This window comes from Egibacteraceae bacterium, from assembly GCA_040905805.1.
Lineage (GTDB): Bacteria > Actinomycetota > Nitriliruptoria > Euzebyales > Egibacteraceae > DATLGH01.
This window is the reverse complement of sequence record JBBDQS010000085.1, coordinates 1-20,443: the sequence shown is the minus strand read 5'-3', so window position 1 is coordinate 20,443 and position 20,443 is coordinate 1. Positions and strand designations below refer to the sequence as shown.

At 72.0% G+C, this 20,443-nt stretch carries 17 protein-coding genes and 2 tRNA genes; 12 read left to right on the top strand and 7 right to left on the bottom strand.

The window, feature by feature from the left end; all coding sequences use genetic code 11:
• On the top strand, positions 1-589 hold a 589-nt coding region (locus tag WD250_09375; GenBank protein ID MEX2620418.1), incomplete at its 5' end, for a hypothetical protein.
• A 38-nt stretch (positions 590-627) separates the two neighbouring features.
• On the opposite strand, the gene WD250_09370 is transcribed toward WD250_09375, so the two are convergent.
• The 3 genes from WD250_09370 to WD250_09360 are packed head-to-tail and all read right to left on the bottom strand — an operon-like array spanning position 628 to position 1,996.
• The gene (locus WD250_09370; protein ID MEX2620417.1) at positions 628-879 is read right to left on the bottom strand and encodes a hypothetical protein; all 252 of its coding nucleotides are present in this window, start codon (positions 877-879) and stop codon (positions 628-630) included.
• Complete coding sequence (locus tag WD250_09365; protein ID MEX2620416.1) at positions 872-1,444, bottom strand: GAF and ANTAR domain-containing protein; 573 nt, start codon at positions 1,442-1,444, stop codon at positions 872-874. The genes WD250_09370 and WD250_09365 overlap by 8 nt, the downstream gene beginning before the upstream one ends.
• A 27-nt stretch (positions 1,445-1,471) precedes the next feature.
• Entirely contained in the window at positions 1,472-1,996 is a 525-nt protein-coding gene (locus WD250_09360) for an STAS domain-containing protein (protein ID MEX2620415.1), read from the bottom strand.
• Positions 1,997-2,166: 170 nt separating this feature from the next.
• Between WD250_09360 and WD250_09355 the strand changes: the two genes are divergently transcribed.
• Positions 2,167-2,919 carry a GAF and ANTAR domain-containing protein gene (locus tag WD250_09355; GenBank protein MEX2620414.1) on the top strand — a complete coding sequence of 251 codons (753 nt, stop codon included), beginning with the start codon at positions 2,167-2,169 and terminating at the stop codon, positions 2,917-2,919.
• Positions 2,920-3,045: 126 nt separating this feature from the next.
• Here the strand turns inward: WD250_09355 and WD250_09350 are convergent.
• The 4 genes from WD250_09350 to WD250_09335 form a co-directional block, all read right to left on the bottom strand.
• Positions 3,046-3,119, bottom strand: a tRNA-Gly gene (locus WD250_09350).
• 145 nt (positions 3,120-3,264) lie between these two features.
• Positions 3,265-4,326, bottom strand: a complete 1,062-nt coding sequence (locus tag WD250_09345; GenBank protein ID MEX2620413.1) for a hypothetical protein — start codon at positions 4,324-4,326, stop codon at positions 3,265-3,267.
• Between the two features lie 42 nt (positions 4,327-4,368).
• A tRNA-Pro gene (locus WD250_09340) sits at positions 4,369-4,442 on the bottom strand.
• A 56-nt stretch (positions 4,443-4,498) separates the two neighbouring features.
• Positions 4,499-6,805, bottom strand: a complete 2,307-nt coding sequence (locus WD250_09335; GenBank protein ID MEX2620412.1) for a transglycosylase domain-containing protein — start codon at positions 6,803-6,805, stop codon at positions 4,499-4,501.
• Positions 6,806-7,165: 360 nt separating this feature from the next.
• Here WD250_09335 and tig point away from each other — a divergent pair, with 360 nt between their 5' ends.
• The 10 genes from tig (at position 7,166) to WD250_09285 (ending at position 20,288) form a co-directional block, all read left to right on the top strand.
• Positions 7,166-8,542, top strand: coding sequence for a trigger factor (tig, locus tag WD250_09330; protein MEX2620411.1), 1,377 nt, complete (start codon positions 7,166-7,168; stop codon positions 8,540-8,542).
• A 41-nt stretch (positions 8,543-8,583) separates the two neighbouring features.
• Positions 8,584-9,219: an ATP-dependent Clp protease proteolytic subunit gene (locus WD250_09325; GenBank protein MEX2620410.1), complete on the top strand. Its 636-nt coding sequence runs from the start codon at positions 8,584-8,586 to the stop codon at positions 9,217-9,219.
• A gap of 85 nt (positions 9,220-9,304) precedes the next feature.
• A complete protein-coding gene (clpX, locus tag WD250_09320) occupies positions 9,305-10,597 on the top strand; it encodes an ATP-dependent Clp protease ATP-binding subunit ClpX (GenBank protein MEX2620409.1) in 1,293 nt (430 codons plus the stop codon).
• 13 nt (positions 10,598-10,610) lie between these two features.
• Positions 10,611-12,464: a PQQ-binding-like beta-propeller repeat protein gene (locus WD250_09315; GenBank protein MEX2620408.1), complete on the top strand. Its 1,854-nt coding sequence runs from the start codon at positions 10,611-10,613 to the stop codon at positions 12,462-12,464.
• A 100-nt stretch (positions 12,465-12,564) separates the two neighbouring features.
• Positions 12,565-15,189 (top strand): valine--tRNA ligase, encoded by a 2,625-nt coding sequence (locus WD250_09310; GenBank protein ID MEX2620407.1) that lies wholly within the window; start codon positions 12,565-12,567, stop codon positions 15,187-15,189.
• Positions 15,189-16,526: a folylpolyglutamate synthase/dihydrofolate synthase family protein gene (locus tag WD250_09305; protein ID MEX2620406.1), complete on the top strand. Its 1,338-nt coding sequence runs from the start codon at positions 15,189-15,191 to the stop codon at positions 16,524-16,526. Before WD250_09310 ends, WD250_09305 begins: the two co-directional genes overlap by 1 nt.
• 56 nt (positions 16,527-16,582) lie before the next feature.
• Positions 16,583-16,996 (top strand): nucleoside-diphosphate kinase, encoded by a 414-nt coding sequence (gene ndk, locus WD250_09300; protein ID MEX2620405.1) that lies wholly within the window; start codon positions 16,583-16,585, stop codon positions 16,994-16,996.
• Positions 16,997-17,164: 168 nt separating this feature from the next.
• Positions 17,165-18,457, top strand: coding sequence for a hypothetical protein (locus WD250_09295; GenBank protein ID MEX2620404.1), 1,293 nt, complete (start codon positions 17,165-17,167; stop codon positions 18,455-18,457).
• A 140-nt stretch (positions 18,458-18,597) separates the two neighbouring features.
• A complete protein-coding gene (locus tag WD250_09290) occupies positions 18,598-19,062 on the top strand; it encodes a JAB domain-containing protein (protein ID MEX2620403.1) in 465 nt (154 codons plus the stop codon).
• 173 nt (positions 19,063-19,235) lie between these two features.
• Positions 19,236-20,288 carry a rod shape-determining protein gene (locus WD250_09285; protein MEX2620402.1) on the top strand — a complete coding sequence of 351 codons (1,053 nt, stop codon included), beginning with the start codon at positions 19,236-19,238 and terminating at the stop codon, positions 20,286-20,288.
• The last annotated feature ends 155 nt before the right edge of the window (positions 20,289-20,443 follow it).

Here is a 20,443-nt window from a genome sequence, read left to right as displayed (position 1 = left end):
GGCGCCGAGCTCCGGCGGCGGCCGACGGTGGGCCCAGGTTGCCGCGAACCTGCGCGCGGTGCTGGCCGACCGGGGTGTGCGGCGATGGATCGGCGCCCTGGCGCTGCTCGACGTCCTCGACCTGCCCGAGGTCTTCGAGCCCGTCTGGCTGGGCGATGTGGCCGGGGCGTCGCAGACGCTGGTCGCGGTGCATGTGGCGACCGGACTGGCGGCAGGGCTCGTCGCGCTGGTGGTGCTCGACCGCTGGCTGGCCGGCCACGACGCGCACGGTGTCCTGCTCGCCTCGGCCCTGGCCGCCCTGGTGTTGTACCCGGCGTGGCTGCTGGCCCCCGGGTTCCTGCCCAGGCTCGGGCTGGTGGTCCTGCGGGACGCCGCGATGGCGCCGCTCTGGCCGATCCTGCACGCGCGGGCCCTGGCGGCCGTGCCCGGCCGGGCAGGGGCGGTCAGCGCGGTGACCGCCCTGACCGGTGCCCTGCCGCTGCACGCCGCGTTCGGGTGGCTGGCCCAGCGGGCCGGGTTGACCAGCAGCATGCTCGCGGTGCACGTGGGGGCCGTGCTGGGTCTGTGCGCCCTGCTCCGCCGGCGCTGAGCTCCCGCCGGGGGAGGCCCGCCACGCCGGCACCGATCCTAGACCTCAGATTGGTCCTCTGAGTATGGGACGGGGTGGTTTCGCCCCTGCTCGCCGAAGCGCTCGTTCAGGGCATGGGCGATGACGTCGCCGTCGTGGGCGGTCGGCTGGAGCGCGCCGTGCAGGAAGGCGTCCAGCTGGAAGGGGTCGCTCATGCCTCCCAGCCGGAAGTAGCGCCACCACAGCTCGCCCTGGGAGAGTCCGGCCTCCTGCCGGAACAGGTCGAGGGCGTTGGTCGGCGCCTCAGTCATGGTGGTGCAGATCTGGTTTCGTCCCGCGGCGCGGGGAGGGGGCCGAGGCGACGGCCAGGACGTCGTCGGCCTCTTCGCGCAGCGTCATGCCGGACACGAGCGACAGGCGGCGCAGGGTGGTGTAGGCGGCGTCCTCGTCGATGCCGTCGCGTTGCATGATCGCGCCCTGAGCTTGGGCGATGACCCGTCGGGTCAACAGCGCCTCGTTGACCCGCCCGGTGCGCTGATCGTCGGCCAGGTCCATGCCGGCGTCGGTGAGGATCGTCGAGATCTCGGTGGCGAACACCGATGCGAGCTTCCGGTCTGTCGGCGTGAACGCGGCGGAGGTGCGCGAGTAGATGTTGAGCGCCCCCACAGGCTGTTCCCGGGCCAGCAGCGGCGAGGAGAGGATGGCGTTGATGCCAAGGGCCTTCGCTCGTGGGATGAAGGCCGGCCAGCGGGCCTCGGTGTCGAGGGACTCGACGTGGAACCCGCGTCCCTGGACCGACGCATCGACGCAGGGACCCTGCCCGGTGGTGTACTGACCGACGTCCATGTCCGAGATGGTCTGGTCGCTGGCCGCCACCGTTGCTAGGCGCCCGTGGCGGCGCAGCTACACGCTGACGCCGTCAGCGCCACCGACGGTGGCCCGGGCGAGGGCCACCACCATGCGCAACGCACCGGCGATGACCTCGTTGTCGGCGGGAATGATCCCGACCGTCGTGAGCGGGGGCGTGGCACCGTCAGGCGCGGTGGCGGTCGACGCCTCGATCGCCGGTGCGCGACCGGGACGGCCCGGCGCCGGCTCTGGGTGCTCCAAGCGAACGACCGCCGTCAACCCCGTGAGGGCCAGCATGCGGCGGACCACCCTCGAGGGCGAGCGGATCGCAACCTCGCCGGCGGCGGGCTCCAGGCGTCGGGCTGCACGGGCGATCACCCGCAGTCCCGCGGCGTCCATGAAGTCCAGCGTGGCGAGGTCCAACACCACGGACCGATGTCCGCGGTCGATCACCGCGTCCACGAGTGCGCCCAGGTCAGGCGCGTTGAGGATGTCCAACTCACCGCTGATGCCGAGCACGGCGCGGTCGCCTGCGAACGCGACAGAGACGGTGAGCCCCGACAGCGAAGAACTCCACATGGTACGGTTACGCCTCCCCAAGACCAACCAGGTGACGTGGAGTCACCCTGAGGCGGAACCCTCGCTGTCGAAGGTATCGCAACTCTACTCTTCGTGGAGGGCTGCGGCAATGCTTGGCCCGTCGCCCCAGGCGAGGCTGAGTCGCCGAGCGAGCTACGTCGGAGGAAACCGTGGCGAACTCCGAACCCACCAGCACCGAACCGGACCCCGCCGCCGCGCTGGCCGACGACTTCTCCCAGACGTGCCGATCCCTGTTCGCCGCCGGTAGCGGGCAAGCAACGCTGGCCGAGGTGGTACGACTGGCGATCGCCACGGTCGAAGGCTGCGACTACGCCGGCATCTTCCTCCTCGAGGGAGACACGGTCACCACGCCCGTGCACACCGACCCCGTCGTGGCGGAAGTCGATCTCCTCCAGCACCACGCCGGCGAAGGGCCCTGCCTCGACGCGATCACCCAGGGCACGATCGTGTACGCCGATGACCTGCACGCCGATGCCCGCTGGCCTGCCTTCGGCCCTCAGGCGGCGGCGAGAGGGATGCGCAGCCTGCTCGCCGTGCCGCTGTCCGCCAACGGCACGCTCGGGGCGCTCAACCTCTACGCCCAGTACCCCAGCGCCTTCGGGGTCCTCGACCGGGCCAGAGCGGTGCTCCTCGCGGCGCTTGCCGCCGTTGCCTTCTCCTCCGCCCAGACCCACGAAGACGAGAGTCGCCGGTCGGCCGACTTGCACGCCGCACTCAGCACCCGCGAGATGATCGGGCAGGCCCAAGGGATCCTCATGGAACGTGAACGCGTCACCGCCGACCAGGCCTTCGACATCCTGCGACGCGCCTCTCAGCACCTCAACATCAAGCTCAGAGAGGTAGCCAAGACCCTTGTCGAAACCGGCGAACAACCCGACACCGGAGACGTTGGGCCCCCGTGAACCGCTGCGGGGACGTCGAGCAGGTCGCCCCGGGCAGTAGGTTACCCGGCGGTAGATGGGGTGGGAGGGACAGATATGTCGCTGAGACCCCATCTACCGGCCGGTAACCAGGGGGTGGACCCAGTGTGGAGCGGGCGAAGGGAATCGAACCCTCATCACCAGCTTGGAAGGCTGGGGCTCTACCATTGAGCTACGCCCGCGGGCGACCGCATTGTAGGCCGCTGACCGCACCGGTGCGGCCGTCCGAGCGTCGGCCCAGGGGCTTTACACGGGGGCGCCCAGGAGGGTGTCGGCGAGTTGTCGCACGGTCGGGCAGGGGTTGGTCGTGGGTGTAGCCGCTGGCGGTCAGGCCGGTGAGGATGGACTGCAGGTGACCTCCTGGTTGGTGAGCGTGTCGGCCAGTCGGGCGATGGCGGCGATGGTGGGGGAGTCGGGGCAGGCGTCCAGGGGGGCCAGGCCGCGGCGTTCGGCGTCGGCGACGGCCGGGTCGATCGGGATGCGCACCAGCGGGGTCATGCCGGGATGGTCGGGCTCGTCGCGGAACTGGTTGCCCACGAACACCGTGTCGACGTCGTCGACCATGGGCAGCAGCCGGCGCGCGGTCATGGCCGACACCCAGGTGGGGGTGACCACGATGGCGACCTGCTCGGCGAAGGCGTGGTAGCGCTCGAAGGGGGTCGTCGGCCCCGCCTCCTGGTCGCCGATCACGTCCCAACCGGGCTCGCCGAAGCCGGCGATCAGCTCGCGCATCGCCACGACCGTGTCGCGCGGCCCCTGCGTGGCTCCCCACTTGGGGTCACCGAGCTTGCCGAGGCTCATGAACCGCACCCCGTCGGGGGCCGCCAGGGCATGGGCCTCCACGGCCTCGGCAGGCGTCACGCCGCTGCGCAGCCGCCAGCCGTAGCTCGCGCCTGGATGCTCCTCCAGCACCGCGGGCGGTAGGGCGCCCTCGGTGGCGGGCACACCCAGGGAGAACGCCAGGCCCGGGTTGGTGTCGAGGTCGGCGGCCAGGACCCGTCGCCCCCGGCGCGCCAGCAGACGGGCCAGCGTGCCCGAGATCAGCGACTTGCCCGCTCCCCCCTTGCCGACCACCGCGATGCGCAGCCCCAGGCGGCTGCGGGCTGCCGCCACCACGGCGGCGTCCGCCTCCGCCAGGTGGGACTGCGCCAAGTCGCTGGCGTCGCCCAGGGCGGCGCGGTGCTCGGTCAGCCGCTCGGCGATGGCGGGACGCGGCCGGGCGTTGCGGAGGTAGCGCTGCGCCTGCCGCTCGGCGCCGAGCCAGTGCAGGCACGCGTCCGCGGGGTCGGGGCTGCGGTGCGCCTGGTCGACCAGCGCGTCCACGACATGGGCCTGGCGCTCGACGGCGTCGAGCATCCATCGCCGCCGGTCGGCGCCCTTGTCCGCCACGGTGTCCCTCCTCACGTGCAGGCCACGGCCGAGCACCCCCAGTCGGGACGGCGGGATTCGAACCCACGACCTCCGCCACCCAAAGGCGGCGCGCTGCCAAGCTGCGCTACGTCCCGTGCGGGCCAGCATAGACCGCTGACGCGACCGGTGACGCAGCCCCGGACCGGTCGGGTCAGTCGTCCTGGAACGCGACCGGATCCCTGTCACTCAGGGCATCGGTCATGAGCTGGCGCCAGATCGGCGCGGGCAGGGACCCGCCGGTGAGGCCCGGGATCGGGGTGCGCGCGTCGGGGTGGCCCACCCACACCGCCGCGGACAGCCCCGGCACGGCACCGACGAACCAGGCGTCCGCGCTGTCCTGGGTGGTCCCGGTCTTGCCGATGGGCTCCCAGCCGGTGAGGCGGGCCCGCTGCCCCGTCCCACGGCGCACCACGGCCTGCAGGGCCTCCACCATGGTGGCGTTGGTGTCCTCGTCGAGAGCCCGCACGGCGCGGGGCCGGTGCTGCATGAACGCGGTGCTGTCACGCTCGGTGACCCGCTCGATCAGGTGCGGTCGGACGTGGATGCCCCCGTGGGCGAACGCTCCGTAGGCCGAGGCCAGCTCCAGCGGCGACACGCCGTGGGTCAGGCCACCGAGGGCGATGGACGGGCCACGCGTGTCCGCCGGCCCGAAGGCCGCATCGACGTCGATGCCGACGCGTCCCGCGACGTCGACCACCGTGTCGAGGCCGACGTCCATGATCAGGTCGGCGAACGCCGTGTTGACGCTGCGCACCAGGGCGTCTCGCCCGCCGAGGTCGCCGTAGTCGGCGCCGCGGTAGTTGGAGACCTCCCAGGGCTCGACGAGGCCCGGCCCGGTGAACGTCGCCGGGCTGCGGCCGGGCAGCCCGGTGGGGAGCCGCCCGTCGCGTTCCACGGCGGCAGCCAGCACGAAGGGCTTCAGCGCGCTGCCCGGCTGACGGCGTCCCTGCGTCGCGTAATCGAACTGCTCGCCAGCGAAGTCGGCGCCGCTGTGCAGGGCGCGGACGTTGCCGCTGGCCGGTTCGACGACGGCGATCGCGGCGGTCGGCCCCGCGCCGGCTCGGATGTGGGTGGTGACCGCCTCGGCGGCGGCAGCCTGCAGGCGGGGGTCGACGGTCGTGGCGATGGTCAGCCCGCCCGTGAACAGGAGGCGGGCACGCTCCTCGCGGGTCTCGCCGAACTGCTCGTCGGCGAGGAACTCCCGCTTGACCGCCTCGACGACGTGGGGCTCGGCCACCACCCGAGCGCGCGGCTCCAGGACCTCCGCGGGCTGGGTCGCGGCAGCGGCGGCCGTGTCCGCGTCGAGGTAGCCCTCCTCGGCCATGGCCGCGAGCACCTGGTCCCGCCGCTGCCGGGCCGCGGCGGGGTGGTCGAGCGGATCCAGGGCGTTGGGGGAGCGGATCATGCCCGCGAGCAGCGCGGCCTGATCGATGGTGAGCTCCTCGGGGGGCAGGGCGAAGAACTGCTCGGCGGCTGCGGCGATGCCGTAGGCGCCCCGGCCGAAGTAGACCTGGTTCAGGTAGCGCTCCAGCAGCTCGTCCTTCGACAGCGCCTGCTCGAGCGCGACCGCGTGCACCAGCTCGCTGGCCTTGCGGGTGAGCACGCGCTCGTCGCCGACGTAGTTCTGCTTGGCTAGCTGCTGGGTGATGGTGGAGCCGCCCTGCACCACCTCGCCGGCCTGCAGGTTGGCGGTGAGGGCTCGGGCGATCCCCACCGGGTCGTAGCCCTCGTGCTCGGTGAACCGCCGGTCCTCCGCGGTGATCACCGCGTGTCGCATGTGCTCGGGGATCTGGCCCAGCGGCACCACGCGCCGGTCGATCTCGCCGTGCAGGATGGCCAGCACCGAACCGTCGGCGGCGAGCACGGTGGAGCGCTCGTCGAGCGGCGGGAAGCTGGCCCCGCCCGGGGCGGCGTCGTCGAGGTCGACCATCCTCGCGGCCAGCTCCAGGGCGGGCTGGGCCACCACGGCGGCCGCGCCGACGACGACCACGAACGCGAAGGCGACCCTCGCGACCGTGCCGGAGCGGGGCAGGCGGGGTGCCACGAACCGTGCGCCAGCGGTGCTTGCCCGGGCCAGCGCGTCCACCGCGGCGCCAACCGGCCTGGCCATGGCCCGGCCCACCGGGGGGCAGGACCGCGCGACGCGGTCGAGAGCCCAGGCGCTCGTCGCGCCCAGCGCCCAGCCGAGCCACACGAGGGCGGGGACCGCCCGGGCCTCGACGGCCCCCAGCGCGGGCGGCACCACGCGCGTGACGGCCGTGACCCCACGGGCGATGCCGTCCACGGCGCGCGCCACCCCCTCGGCGGTGGCCCGGGTGGCCCGGTACAGCCACGGCAGCCCGCGCTTGAGGGCTTCGGCCGCCACGAACACCACGTTCACGAGCGCGGCCACCCAGACCTCGGCGCGGGCTCGCCGCTCTCCGACGCCGGCGGGTTCGCCTGGTGCAGCCGGAGTCATACCGTGCGACCGTACCGTCCCCCCGGCGGATCCAAACCAGGCCACAGCGAGCGCATCCGCCAGCCGAGCGCGGGCAGTCCCGTCGTGGTCGTGGACACCACACCCCCGAGCGGCGGCCCCGACGCCGTCGACCCCGAGCTGACCGCCGGCCTTGGGCTGCTGCGCCGACGTCGACGACCGCATCGTCGTGGGCAACCTGCACCGCCTGGACGACCTCGACGCCTACGTGGGCGCGCTGGCCGGGCTGCTCCACGGTGGCTGGCGAGTAGCGCGCCTTTCCCCCGACCGCCATTGGCGCCCTGCGATGCGGCGCTCCTACGATGGGCCGACCGCTTCCTCCCTCCCAGGCAAGGTGTCCCGTTGAAGACCAGCGTCGAGCGCGTCGACGACACGACCGTCAAGCTGTCCGTGACCGTGGAGTCCGAGCGGGTGACCGAGGCCATCGACACCGCAGCCCAACGCCTGGCCGGCGAGATCAAGGTGCCGGGCTTCCGCCCGGGCCGCGTGCCGCGCAAGGTGCTCGAGAGCCGAGTGGGCAAGGACGCGATCGCCCAGGAGGCCCTGCGCGACGCCCTGCCCCAGTTCTACAGCGAGGCGGCGCAGGCCGAGGAGATCGACGCCGTCGGCCCCCCCGAGTTCGACCTCGACACCTTCGAGGATGGCAAGGACGCGGTCTTCACGGCGACCATCGAGGTGCGCCCCGAGTTCGCGGTGCCCGACTACGCCGACGTGCAGGTGCCCCACCCCGACTGGGAGCTGACCGACGAGGAGCTCGCCGAGCAGCTCGATGGCCTGCGCGAGCGCTTCGCGACGCTGGAGACCGTCGAGCGGCCGGCGCAGGTCGGCGACCACGTGCTGCTCGGCATGAGCGGCCAGCACGCCGGCCAGCCGGTGCCCGAGGTCGCCGCCGACGACACCCTGCACGAGGTCGGCGACCCGGAGGAGTCCGACTCCGAGCTCGACCGCAACCTGCTCGACGCATCCCCCGGCGCGATCCTGAAGTTCACCGACACGCTCGGCCCCGACTACGGTGACCGCGCCGGCCAGGAGGTCGAGCTCACCGCCATCGTCAAGGAGATCAAGGCCCGGGTCCTGCCCGAGCTCGACGACGCGTTCGCCGCCGACGCCAGCGAGTTCGACACCATGGACGAGCTGCGCGAGGAGCTGCGCAGGCACCTCGCCAAGGAGAAGCGCCAGCAGGCCGAGACCGCGCTGCGCGGCCGGGTGGTCCAGTCCGTCTGCGAGCTGGTCGACATCCCCCAGCCCGAGTCGATGGTGCAGGAGGAGCTGCGGTTTCGCATCGACCGGGTGAACCAGCAGGCCGAGCAGTACGGGATGACCTACGAGCAGTTCCTGCAGGCGGCCGGCGTCAGTAACGAGGAGCTGCTCGCGCAATTCGAGGACGAGGCCAAGGAGGCGGTCAAGGCCCAGCTGGTGATCGACGCCGTCGGCCGCGACGCCGGCATCGAGATCGGGCGCGACGACCTGCGGGGGGAGGTCGCGGCACAGGCGCTGCGGCTGGGCCGCGACCCGAACGAGCTCGCCGACTTCATGGGCCACCCCGACCGGGTGAGCGCCCTGATCTCCGACGCCTTCCGCCGGCGCACCATCGACCACATGGTGTCGACCGTGCAGGTGCTGTCCGGGCCACCGCCAGAGGAGCCCGAGGCCGCGCCCGTCGAGCAGGTCGGCGAGGCGCCTGAGGACGTGGACGGCGCCGACGACGAGCAGCGGTGAGCGGTATCGTTGCCAGGACCCATCTTCCAAGGAGCACGCAGATGTCACAGGCGGACCCCGCGACCAGCTACCTCGTCCCCATGGTCATCGAGCAGACCAACCGCGGGGAGCGCTCGTTCGACATCTACTCGCGGCTGCTGAAGGAGCGCATCATCTTCCTCGGCACGCCCATCAACGACGAGATCGCCAACGTCATGATGGCCCAGCTGCTGCACCTGGAGGGCGAGGACCCCGACAAGGACATCAACATCTACATCAACTCCCCGGGCGGCTCGGTCACCTCCGCGCTGGCGATCTACGACACCATGGAGTTCATCAAGCCCGACATCGGCACCTTCTGCCTCGGGCAGGCCGCGAGCGCGGCCGCGGTCCTGCTCGCCGCGGGCGCCAAGGGCAAGCGCTTCGCCACCCCCCACAGCCGCGTGCTGCTGCACCAGCCGCAGGGCGGGGCCGAGGGCCAGTCGGTCGACATCGAGATCCAGGCTCGCGAGATCCAGCGCATCCGTGACCTGCTCGACCAGATCCTGGCGGGCAAGACCGGTCAGGAGGTCGCGAAGATCTCCAAGGACACCGACCGCGACTTCATCATGACCGCCGAGCAGGCCAAGACCTACGGCCTGATCGACGGGGTCATCGAGTCGCGGAAGGTGCAGGAGAAGGCCCTGAAGGCCAGCTAGCCCGTCGGGGGTTCCTGTATGCGGGCGACAGGTTCGCTACGATGACCACCAGAGCAGCGGGCAGCGGAAGGGACGAGCGAAGCGGATGGCGAAGTTCGGTGAGAGCGGCGACCTGCTGAAGTGCTCCTTCTGCGGCAAGTCCCAGAAGCAGGTCAAAAAGCTGATCGCCGGTCCCGGCGTCTACATCTGCGACGAGTGCATCGATCTCTGCAACGAGATCATCGAGGAGGAGTTCGCCGACGCGCCCGAGCTCGTCCCCGGCGACCTGCCCAAGCCCGTGGAGATCTACCAGTTCCTGAACGACTACGTCGTCGGGCAGGACACCGCGAAGAAGACCCTCGCGGTCGCGGTCTACAACCACTACAAGCGCATCCGGGTGGGGGGCGCGGTCGTGGGGGGGACCCACACGCCGCGCGAGGAGGAGGTCGAGCTCGCCAAGTCCAACATCCTGCTGCTCGGCCCGACCGGTTCCGGCAAGACCCTGCTGGCCCAGACCCTGGCGCGCCTGCTGAACGTGCCGTTCGCCATCGCCGACGCGACCGCCCTGACCGAGGCGGGCTACGTCGGCGAGGACGTCGAGAACATCCTGCTGAAGCTCATCCAGGCGGCGGACTTCGATGTCAAGAAGGCCGAGACCGGGATCATCTACATCGACGAGGTCGACAAGATCGCCCGCAAGTCGGAGAACCCGTCCATCACCCGTGACGTGTCAGGGGAGGGTGTGCAGCAGGCGCTGCTGAAGATCCTGGAGGGCACGGTCGCCTCGGTGCCGCCCCAGGGGGGTCGCAAGCACCCCCACCAGGAGTTCATCCAGATCGACACCACCAACGTGCTGTTCATCTGCGGGGGGGCCTTCGCGGGGCTCGAGCAGGTCGTCGAGCAGCGCATCGGCCGGCGCGGGGTCGGCTTCGGGGCCGACGTGCGCGGGACCCACGACAAGGACCTGTCGGACCTGCACTCGCGGGTCCTGCCCGAGGACCTCATCCGCTACGGCCTGATTCCGGAGTTCGTCGGTCGTCTGCCGGTGGTCACCAACGTCGAGGAGCTCCAACGCGCGGCGCTCATCGAGATCCTGACCGCACCGAAGAACGCGCTGGTCAAGCAGTACAAGAAGTTCTTCGAGTACGACAACGTGCAGCTCGACTTCTCCGACGACGCCCTGGAGGCGATCGCCGACCAGGCGATCCTGCGCTCCACCGGCGCCCGCGGGCTGCGCGCGATCCTCGAAGAGGTGCTGCTCAACACGATGTACGAGCTGCCGTCTCTCGACGACGTCGGCGAGTGCCTGATCACTGGCGAATCGGTCCGCGAGAAGGTCAACCCCACCCTGGTGCGCCGCACCGAGGAGGACGAGCGCCGCAAGAAGCGCTCCGCATAGCGGCCAACCCCACGTGATCGACAACCTCGGCCCGGCTGCCAGCGGCTTTCCCGCCAACGCCGCCGAGTGGGTGGGCGACCGCCTCTACGTCGTCACCCTGGGCCTGCAGCCCGCGCTGCTCGCCGAGTACGACCCGGCCCGCCGGGTGGTGACGGCCACGCGCCGGATCCCCACCGGTCTGCGGTGCTGGGGGATGGCGACCATCGGCCGGCGGCTGTACCTCGCGATGTGGGGCACGGGCGACGGCGAGGACAACCTGTACCGCTTCGACACGGACGCCCGCACGCTCGAGGGCTTCCGGCCGGTCAAGGCCGTGTACCTGTCCATGGCGGTCGGGCCCGACGGGCAGGTCGTCTACCTGGGGACCACCCGGTCGGGGGTGGTCCACGCCTGGCGGCCCGACACCGGGGCGGTCAGCGAGCTGCGCTTCGAGGACACCAGCGGCAGCGAGGTCACGGCCCTGGCGGCCACCGCCCACACCCTCTACGTCGGCCTCGGCCGCAAGCAGGCTGGCTTGGTGGCCATCGACCGGTCGTCGGGTGCCGCGCGCCACATCCTGCCGCGCGAGCTCGCCGGGGGGGTCGGGGTCTACAGCCTCGCGGTGTCGGGCGAGGTCATCGCCGCGGGCACCCAGGACCAGCCCGCCGCCATCGGGCTGCTCGACCGCGACGACCCCGCCGACTACCGGATCATCGACCCGGGCGGGGAGCACGCCATCGGCGCGATCGCGTTCCACGAGCGGATGGTCTACTTCAGCGGGATCTCCTCGGGCACGCTGTACGGGTTCGATCAGGACCGCGGCGAGCTGGCGTCCCTGGCCACCCCCGTGGCGAGCACGCCGACCCGGCGCACCCGGCGCCTCGGGACGGCGTTGGTCGGCGTGACCGCCCCCGGCGTGGTGTTCGACTACGACCTGGAGTCGGGTGGCGTCATCCGCACCGACCTGCTCGCGGCCGGGGCCGAGGGGGGCGTGGAGCGGCCCCAGTCCCTGGCGGTGATCGGGCCCGAGGCGGCCGGGGACGACGCCGTGGTCGTGGTCGGCACCAACAACGCCGCGCAGGTGCACGGCGGCCGGGGCAGCGGGGCGCGGCGGATGGTGGTCTCCGGGGAGGTCAAGACCGCGACCGCCATCGGGCCGGCGGCCTACCTTGCGACCTATCCGAGCGGCCAGCTCTGGCGGACCACCGGCGGGCCGGCCTGGCACGCAGAGCAGGTGGCCGACTGGCCCGACGCCTACAACCGGCCCCGGGCGATCCACCACGACGCCGAGGCGGGCCTCCTGCTGATCGCCGCCAACGCCGACTTCACCGGAGGCGGCGCGCTCGTGGTGACCGACAGCAGCGGGACGCTGCTCCACGTGCACGCCGACCCGCTGGGCGAGGGCCAGGAGCCCAACGCCGTCACGGCGTTCGAGGGGGCGGCGGTGCTGGGCGGCGTCGGCGACGACGCGCGCCTGGTCGCCCTCGACCCGCGCACCGGGCGGCGGCTGTGGGAGACGGTCCCGGTCCCCGGCGGCGGCCGCATCTCGGGTCTGGCCTGCCGCGACCGGGCCATCTACGGCCTGACCCGCAACGCCACCCTCTTCCGGCTGGACGCCACCACCCGGGAGGTCACCAAGACCGTCACGCTCGCCGGGGGGCGCACGGGCGAGGTGCTCGTGCACGGCGACGCCGTCTACGCCGTCGACGGCCGACGCCTCGTGAAGTGCCACCTGCGCACCCTGTACCCCACCCCGCTGATGACCGGCATCGCCCACGTGGCGTTCACGCCCAACCCGCCCCTGCGCCTCGACGCCCGGGGCCGGCTGTACCTGTTCGACGGCACCGACCTGGTGCGGGTCACCGACCCGCACGCCCCGCCGCGCTAGCCCTCGCCGGCCGCCGCGTGGGTGCGGCGTGCGGGCGCTCGTAGACTGCGCTGATGGTCACCACGACGCGACGCCGCGGCACCCGACGGGGCAGCCCATCATGACCGAGCTTGCGAAGACGTACGACCCGACCGAGGTCGAGGGCCGCTTGTACCCGTGGTGGGAGCGGTCCGGCTTCTTCCACGCGGAGCCCGACGCCCCCGGCGAGCCGTTCGCCATCATGATCCCGCTGCCGAACGTGACCGGATCGCTGCACATGGGCCATGCACTGAACCACTCGGTGCAGGACGCGCTGACCCGCCAGGCGCGCATGGCCGGGCGCAACGCCATGTGGCAGCCCGGCACCGACCACGCGGGCATCGCCACCCAGAACGTCGTCGAGCGCCAGCTGGCGGCGGACGGGCTGTCCCGCGACGACCTCGGCCGGGAGGCGTTCGTCGAGCGGGTGTGGGCCTGGAAGCAGCAGTCGGGCGACACGATCCTGCGCCAGATGCGTCGCCTCGGCACGTCGTGCGACTGGGACCGCGATGCCTTCACGTTGGACGAGCCCCGCAGCCGGGCGGTCCGGGCGGTGTTCGTCGAGCTGCACGACGAGGGGCTCATCTACCGGGGCAACCGACTCATCAACTGGTGCCCTCGCTGCGCGACGGCGCTGTCGGACATCGAGGTGGAGCACGCCGACGAGCCTGGCGAGCTGACGTCCCTGCGCTACCCCGCCGCGGACGGCGGTCCGGGGGTGGTCGTGGCCACCACGCGGCCCGAGACCATGCTCGGCGACACGGGCGTGGCCGTGCACCCCGACGACGAGCGCTACGCCCACCTGGTGGGCACCACGGTCGTGCTGCCGCTGCTCGACCGTGAGATCCCCGTGGTGGCCGACCATCACGTCGACCCCGCGTTCGGGACCGGCGCGGTCAAGGTCACCCCCGCCCACGACCCCAACGACTACGAGATCGGGCAGCGCCACGGCCTGGACGTCGTCGACGTCATGACCGACCAGGCCACGATCAACGCCAACGGCGGCCCCTACGAGGGCCTGGACCGGCTCGAGGCGCGCACGCGGGTGGTCGCCGACCTCGACGCCCTCGGGCTGGTGGTGGGCGTCGAGGAGCACAGCCGCCCCGTCGGGCACTGCCAGCGGTGCGGCACCATCGTCGAGCCGCGCCTGTCCGAGCAGTGGTTCGTCAAGGTGGCGCCCTTGGCCGCCGCGGCCATCGCCGCCATCCGGGGCGGGCGCACCACCTTCGTACCCGAGCGCAACACCGCCGGGTTCCTCGCCTGGCTGGAGAACCTGCACGACTGGTGCATCTCGCGCCAGCTGTGGTGGGGCCATCAGATCCCCGCCTGGTACGACCGCGACGGGGCGGTCCACGTGCTGGCCGAGGACCCCACGCCCGAGGAGGTCGAGGCGCTGGGACTGGTCCAGGACCCCGACGTGCTCGACACGTGGTTCTCCTCGGCGCTGTGGCCGTTCTCCACCCAGGGATGGGTCGGACCGGGCAGCACCACCCCCGAGCTCGCGACCTGGTATCCGGGGACCGTGCTGGTCACCGCCTACGACATCAACACGTTCTGGGTCTCGCGCATGCTCATGATGGGGCTGCGGTTCATGGACGAGGTGCCGTTCCGCCACGTGCTGAACCACGGTCTCGTCCGTGACAAGCATGGCAAGAAGATGTCCAAGAGCTTCGGCAACGTCATCGACCCCCTGGACCTCATCGACCGCTACGGCGCCGACGCCCTGCGCTTCGCGCTGCTGCGCGCCGCCTCGCCGGGCCAGGACGTCGCGCTGGCCGAGGAGTGGGTCGAGGGCGCCCGCCGCTTCGCCAACAAGCTGTGGAACGCTGCCCGTTTCGTGCTGATGACCGTCGGTGACGCCCCCCCGGCGACTGGCCTGCCCCCAGACGGGGTGCTGGCCATGGAGGATCGCTGGGTCCTGTCGCGGCTCGAGCGTGCGCGCGCGGAGGTGGACGAGGCGTTTGCCGCCTACGACCTGGCGCGTGCCGGGCAGGCGCTGTACCACTTCATCTGGGACGAGTACTGCGACTGGTACCTGGAGCTCGCCAAGCTGCGCGAGGACGCCGCCGCCAAGCAGGTCCTGGTCCATGTCCTCGACGTGGTCCTGCGCCTGCTGCACCCCATCGCCCCGTTCGTCACCGAGGAGATCTGGCGCACGCTGGCGCGTGCCGGGCACCAGGAGACCATCATGCGCGCGGCCTGGCCCGGCCCCGACCCGCGTCGCCGCAACCACGGGGCGGAGGAGCACATGGGCGCCGTGGTGGAGATCGTCACCGGGCTGCGGCGCTTCCGTGCCGACCACGGGCTGCCGCCGTCCGCACGCATCGACGTGGTCGCGGCGGCCGATGCCGCCCGCCGCCCGGTGCTGGAGGCCGGCCTCGACGGCATCCGCCGCCTCGCCGGGGTGGGGTCGTGGTCGTTCGGCGACGGAGCCTCGGCCGAAGGCCCGGTCGCCAAGGTGGTGGTCACCGGCGCCGAGCTGCACATCCCGCTCGCCGGGCTGCTCGACCTCGGTGAGGAACGCGAGCGGCTCGGGCGCGAGCTCGCCAAGGCGCGTGCGGAGGTGGCGCGCGCCGAGGGCAAGCTCGCCAACGAGCGGTTCGTCGACAAGGCGCCCGCGCAGGTCGTGCAGAGCGAGCGGGACAAGGTCGCGGAGTGGCGGGCGACCGCGGCGACCCTGGCCGCGCAGCTCGAAGCGCTGACCTGATGGGGGCCGGCGACCCGGGCGCGGCGACGGGGGCGGGCGACTACGAGGCCGCGGTGGCCAGGCTGTTCGCCCGCCAGCCCACCCGCATGGTCCCGGACCTCGACCGCATGGCGACCCTCGTGGAGCTGCTCGGCCGCCCCGACCAGGCGGTGCCGGCGATCCAGATCACCGGCACCAACGGCAAGACGTCGATCGCCGCGATGGTCACGAGCCTGCTCGGCGCGCTCGGTCTGTCCGCGGGCACGTTCACCTCGCCCCACCTGCAGGACCTGCGGGAGCGCATCCGCGTCGCCGGCGAGCCGATCAGCCGCGTCGACGTGGCCGAGGCCCTTGACTACCTGGAGCCATTCCTGGCCGAGGTCGACACCCGCCACCCCGACCGCACCACCTTCTTCGAGGTCCTGACCGCCCTGGCGATGGCCACCTTCGCGGACCGCCCGGTCGACGTCGGGGTGTACGAGGTCGGCATGGGCGGTCGCTGGGACGCGACCAACCTCGTGCGGGGAGAGGTCGCCGTCCTGGCTCGCGTGAGCGTCGACCATCCCGAGCTGGGGTCCGACGCCCCTGCGGTCGCGCAGGAGAAGGTGGGGATCATCAAGGACGGCGCGGTGGTCGTGTCGGGCCCGCAGGAGCCCGAGGTCGCCGACATCGTCGCTGGCGCCGCCGAGCGAGCCGGCGGGCGCCTGGTGGTGGCCGGGCGGGACTTCGGGGTCGGATCACGGGAGCTCGCCGTCGGGGGCCAGCAGCTGGACCTGCGGGGGGTGACCGGTGCGGTCACCGGCGTCTACCTGCCGTTGCACGGCGTCCACCAGGCGGACAACGCCGCCTGCGCGCTGGCGGCCGTGGAGGGCTTCCTCGGCTTCGCCGGTGGCCTCGACCCCGAGGTGGTCCGGGAGGGATTCGCTGCGGTGCGCTCACCGGGGCGCCTGGAGGTCGTGCGGCGCACGGACGCCTCGACGGTCGTGCTCGACGGCGCGCACAACCCCGCGGGGGCCCGTGCGCTCGCCACCGCGCTGCACGAGGAGTTCGCCTTCCGCCACCGCGTGGTGGTCCTGGGCGTGCTCGGGGACAAGGACGTGGAGGGCATCGTCGACGCGCTGCTGCCGGTCGCCGACCACCTGGTGCTGACCGCGCCTCCGAGCAGCCGGGCCGCCCCCACGGATCGGCTCACGAAGGCGGTGGGGCGGCGCACGGCGACCGTGGAGGTCGCCGACGACGTGGCCACCGCCCTGGAGGCGGCCTCGGGGCTGGCCGGCGAGGAGGACGCCGTGGTCGTCACCGGGTCGCTCTACACCGTCGGGGCCGCCCGTGCAGCGCTCGGTCTGGGCGTGGCGTAGGGCCGGGTGGGGCCGGGTTGGGAGCGGGGGCGCCGGAGCGGATAGCCTGCCGACCCATGAGCCATCAACGCACACTGGTCCTCGTCAAACCCGACGGCGTCCGCCGCGGCCTGATCGGCGAGGTGGTCGCCCGCATCGAGCGCAAGGGGCTCGCCATCGCGCGGATGGATCTGCGCACCGTCGACCGTGCGCTGGCCGAGGAGCACTACGGCGAGCACGCCGACAAGCCGTTCTTCGGCGAGCTCGTGGACTTCATCACCGGCGGACCGCTCGTGGCGATGGTCGTGGAGGGTGCGGAGGCCATCGCGGCCGCCCGTGCGCTCATGGGCGCGACCAACCCCATCGAGGCCACGCCGGGCTCGATCCGGGGCGACCTCGCCACCGTTATCGGCGAGAACATCGTGCACGGATCGGACTCCACGGCGAGCGCCGCGCGCGAGATCACAAATTTTTTCCCGGATTCTGCCTGAAATCGTCCGGTATATGCGTCTCGGAGGCTGGACCTGGCGCCGTCGAAGAGTCTAGGCTTCCACGATCGGCAGCTGGGCTTCCCCACCACCCGCCTGCCTACGTACATGGTCGTACCCCGCTCGTACCCCGCTCGTACCCCGTGTGACCCTCGACGTTATGGGAGCAGAATGCGCACTACGAAGAAGAAGTCGCTACTCGTCGCGCTCTGCGCGCTGTCGCTGGTCGTCGCGGGGGCGCTACCGGCCGTCGCTGACGATGCGGACAGCGCCAGAGGGTCCGCGTTCGGGATCTCGTTGACGGGCCTGGTCCCACTCGGCCCCGAGCCGCAGGTCGAGGCGGCCATCCCCCCCGATGAGGAAGACCGCGACGTGCTAGTCGAGGTTCCGCTCGACGAGCTCCTGTACTCGGGGACCGCGGTCGCGGAGGCCGATGCCCGCGTCGCGTCCACGGTCGAGCCCAACCTGCACACCGGCACGGTCAACGGCCGGGGGTATGCGGCGACCGAGGAGCTCGCGGCGCTGGAAGGCGATCTGCTGACCGCCGACCTGGTCGCGGCCGAGGCCGTGGCCACCTGCGTGGCGGGCCAGACGCAGTTCTCCACGAGCTCCGTGGTCCAGAACGCCACGCTCGCCGGCAGCGCGCTGCCCCTGGAGGAGCTGCAGGGCGTCATCGACCTGCTCGACCCGGTCACCGACGGGCTGGAGCCGCTGCTCGGCGACTCCAGCCTCGACGTCCTGGTCGACCAGCCCAACGACGTGATCCTGGAGGTCCCCGAGCTCGGGATCCGCCTGATCGGGTGGGAGACCAACTGGGACGGCGGGACGGGCACGACCGACGGCTCCGACACCGTCTTCGTCAACGCGCTGCGGCTCACGATCTCCGGCTCGCTCGGCGAGATCCTGGGCGACCAGGACCTGATCGTGTCGCACGCCGAGGCGTCCGCGGACTGCGACCGTGACCCGCTGGCCGACGTCAGCAAGACCGCGTCGTCGGACACGGTGAGCCCCGGTGACACCTTCACCTACAACATCAACGTGCCGAACAGCGACGACACCTGCACGCTGAACGGCGTGCGGGTGTCCGACACGATCACCGGGCCGAGCGGCTTCGCCATCGTCTCGACGACCCCCACGGCGGACAGCGTCGAGGTCGCCGACACGATCGGCACGGTGATCTGGGAGAACATCGGACCCATCGCACCCGGGGAGGCCGTGCAGCTGACCATCGAGGTCCAGGTGCCGGCCAACGCCCCGGACCAGTCGCAGTTCGCCGAGCAGCTGCGGATCACCGCGGACTGTGACGGCCAAGCGGTCGACGGCGGCCTGGACTTCACCGGACCGACCGTGAGCGCGCCGGGGGGCACCGGCGCACAGCTGCCCCGCACCGGTGGGGCTCCGGCCCTGATCGGCGGCCTCGCGTTCCTGGCGATGGGCGCCGGGGTGCTGCGCCTGCGCGGCTAGGACCTGACACGCACCGGACGGGCCCCCCAGCCCGCCCGGCCGGGGGGCCGTCCGGCTTTTTCCCCAGCCGGGCACACCGCTTCGCCACCCGGCTTCCGTGACGTGGGATGCTCGGGTCCCCACCCACCGAGGAGCTGCCCGTGGCCGTCACCGCGTCGGTTGTCCCCACCTGCCCCACCTGCACGACGGAACCCGGGCGCGCTTTTCGACCTGGGCCACCGGCCGCCCGGGCCCAGATCACCAGCCCGGAGGACGCCGCGGCGCTCGTCGCGCCGTTCCTGGCCGGCCGCGACCGCGAGCACTGCCTGCTCGTCACCCTCGACGTCAAGCACCGCCTCCTCGGTGTGGCCACCGTGTCGGTCGGCACCGCCGACCACACGTTCATGGCGCCGCGGGAGGTCTACCGCGACGCGCTGCTGGTCGGGGCCAGCGCCATCTTCCTCGCGCACAACCATCCGAGCGGGGACGAGACCCCGAGTGCGGACGACCGGGCCTTGACCCGCCGACTCGCCCAGGCCGGCGCCACCCTCGGGGTCGAGCTGCTCGACCACCTGGTCATCGGCGACCCCGACTGGGCCAGCCTCGCGCGCCTCGGCGTGCTCTAGGGCGGAGGCGGCTGGCGACACGGGCGGCGGCCGGGGCCCGCATGGGCGAACATCGCACTACTGCGATCGCGTCCGGGCCTGTACGCTCGACACGGTAGCGTGCTCGGCAGCCCGATAGACTGTCGTCTTCCTTTCCCCCGCCCGCTGACGTCCCTTCCCCCCCAGGGAGCTTGATGGCGCAGAACGCCTGGTCCGCTGTCCAGTTCTTCGGCCGTGATATCGCCGTGGATCTTGGCACCGCCAACACCCTCGTGTACGTGCGGGGTCGCGGCATCGTGCTCAACGAGCCCTCCGTGGTGGCGATCAACACCAAGAACGGGGCCATCCTGGCGGTCGGCTCGGAGGCCAAGCGCATGATCGGGCGCACCCCCGGACACATCGTCGCCATCCGGCCGTTGAAGGACGGGGTCATCGCCGACTTCGACGTCACCGAGAAGATGCTGCGCTACTTCATCCAGAAGGTCCACCGGCGTCGGTACATGACCTTCCTGAACAAGCCCCGGGTCGTCGTCTGCGTGCCGTCGGGGATCACCGGCGTGGAGCAACGCGCGGTGGAGGAGGCTTCCATCCAGGCCGGCGCGCGTGCCGCCTACATCATCGAGGAGCCGATGGCCGCCGCGATCGGGGCCGGCCTGCCGGTGCACGAACCCGCCGGGAACATGGTCGTGGACATCGGCGGCGGCACCACCGAGGTCGCGGTGATCTCCCTCGGCGGGATCGTGACCAGCGCGTCCATCCGCATCGGTGGCGACGAGCTCGACGAGTCGGTCGTGAACTACGTGAAGAAGGAGTACTCGCTGATGCTCGGCGAGCGCACCGCAGAGGAGATCAAGATGGCGATCGGCAGCGCGTTCCCGCTGCCGGACGAGAACCACGCCGAGATCCGCGGGCGTGACCTGGTCAGCGGCCTGCCGAAGACGATCATCGTGAGCGCCGAAGAGGTGCGCAAGGCCATCGAGGAGCCCGTCAACTCGATCGTGGACGCGGTCAAGTCCACCCTTGACCGCTGCCCGCCCGAGCTCGCCGCCGACATCATGGACAAGGGCATCGTCATCACCGGGGGTGGTGCCCTGCTTCACGGCCTCGACGAGCGCCTGAAGCACGAGACCGGGATGCCGATCCACACCGCTGACAACCCGCTGCACTCGGTGGCGGTGGGCAGCGGGAAGTGCCTGGAGGAGTTCGAGGCCCTGAAGCGGGTGCTGATCTCCTCGTCGCGGCACTAGTCCTGAGCGGGGCTGTGACACGTCTCCTCGGCTTCCCTCTGGGTCCTGGGCGGGGCTGCGCCACGTCTCAGGCTCCGCACACACCCTTTTACGCTGCGCCTGAGAACGTGTTTTGGAAGGGGTCATCTGGCCGTTGCGGGCTGCCACGGGCGACG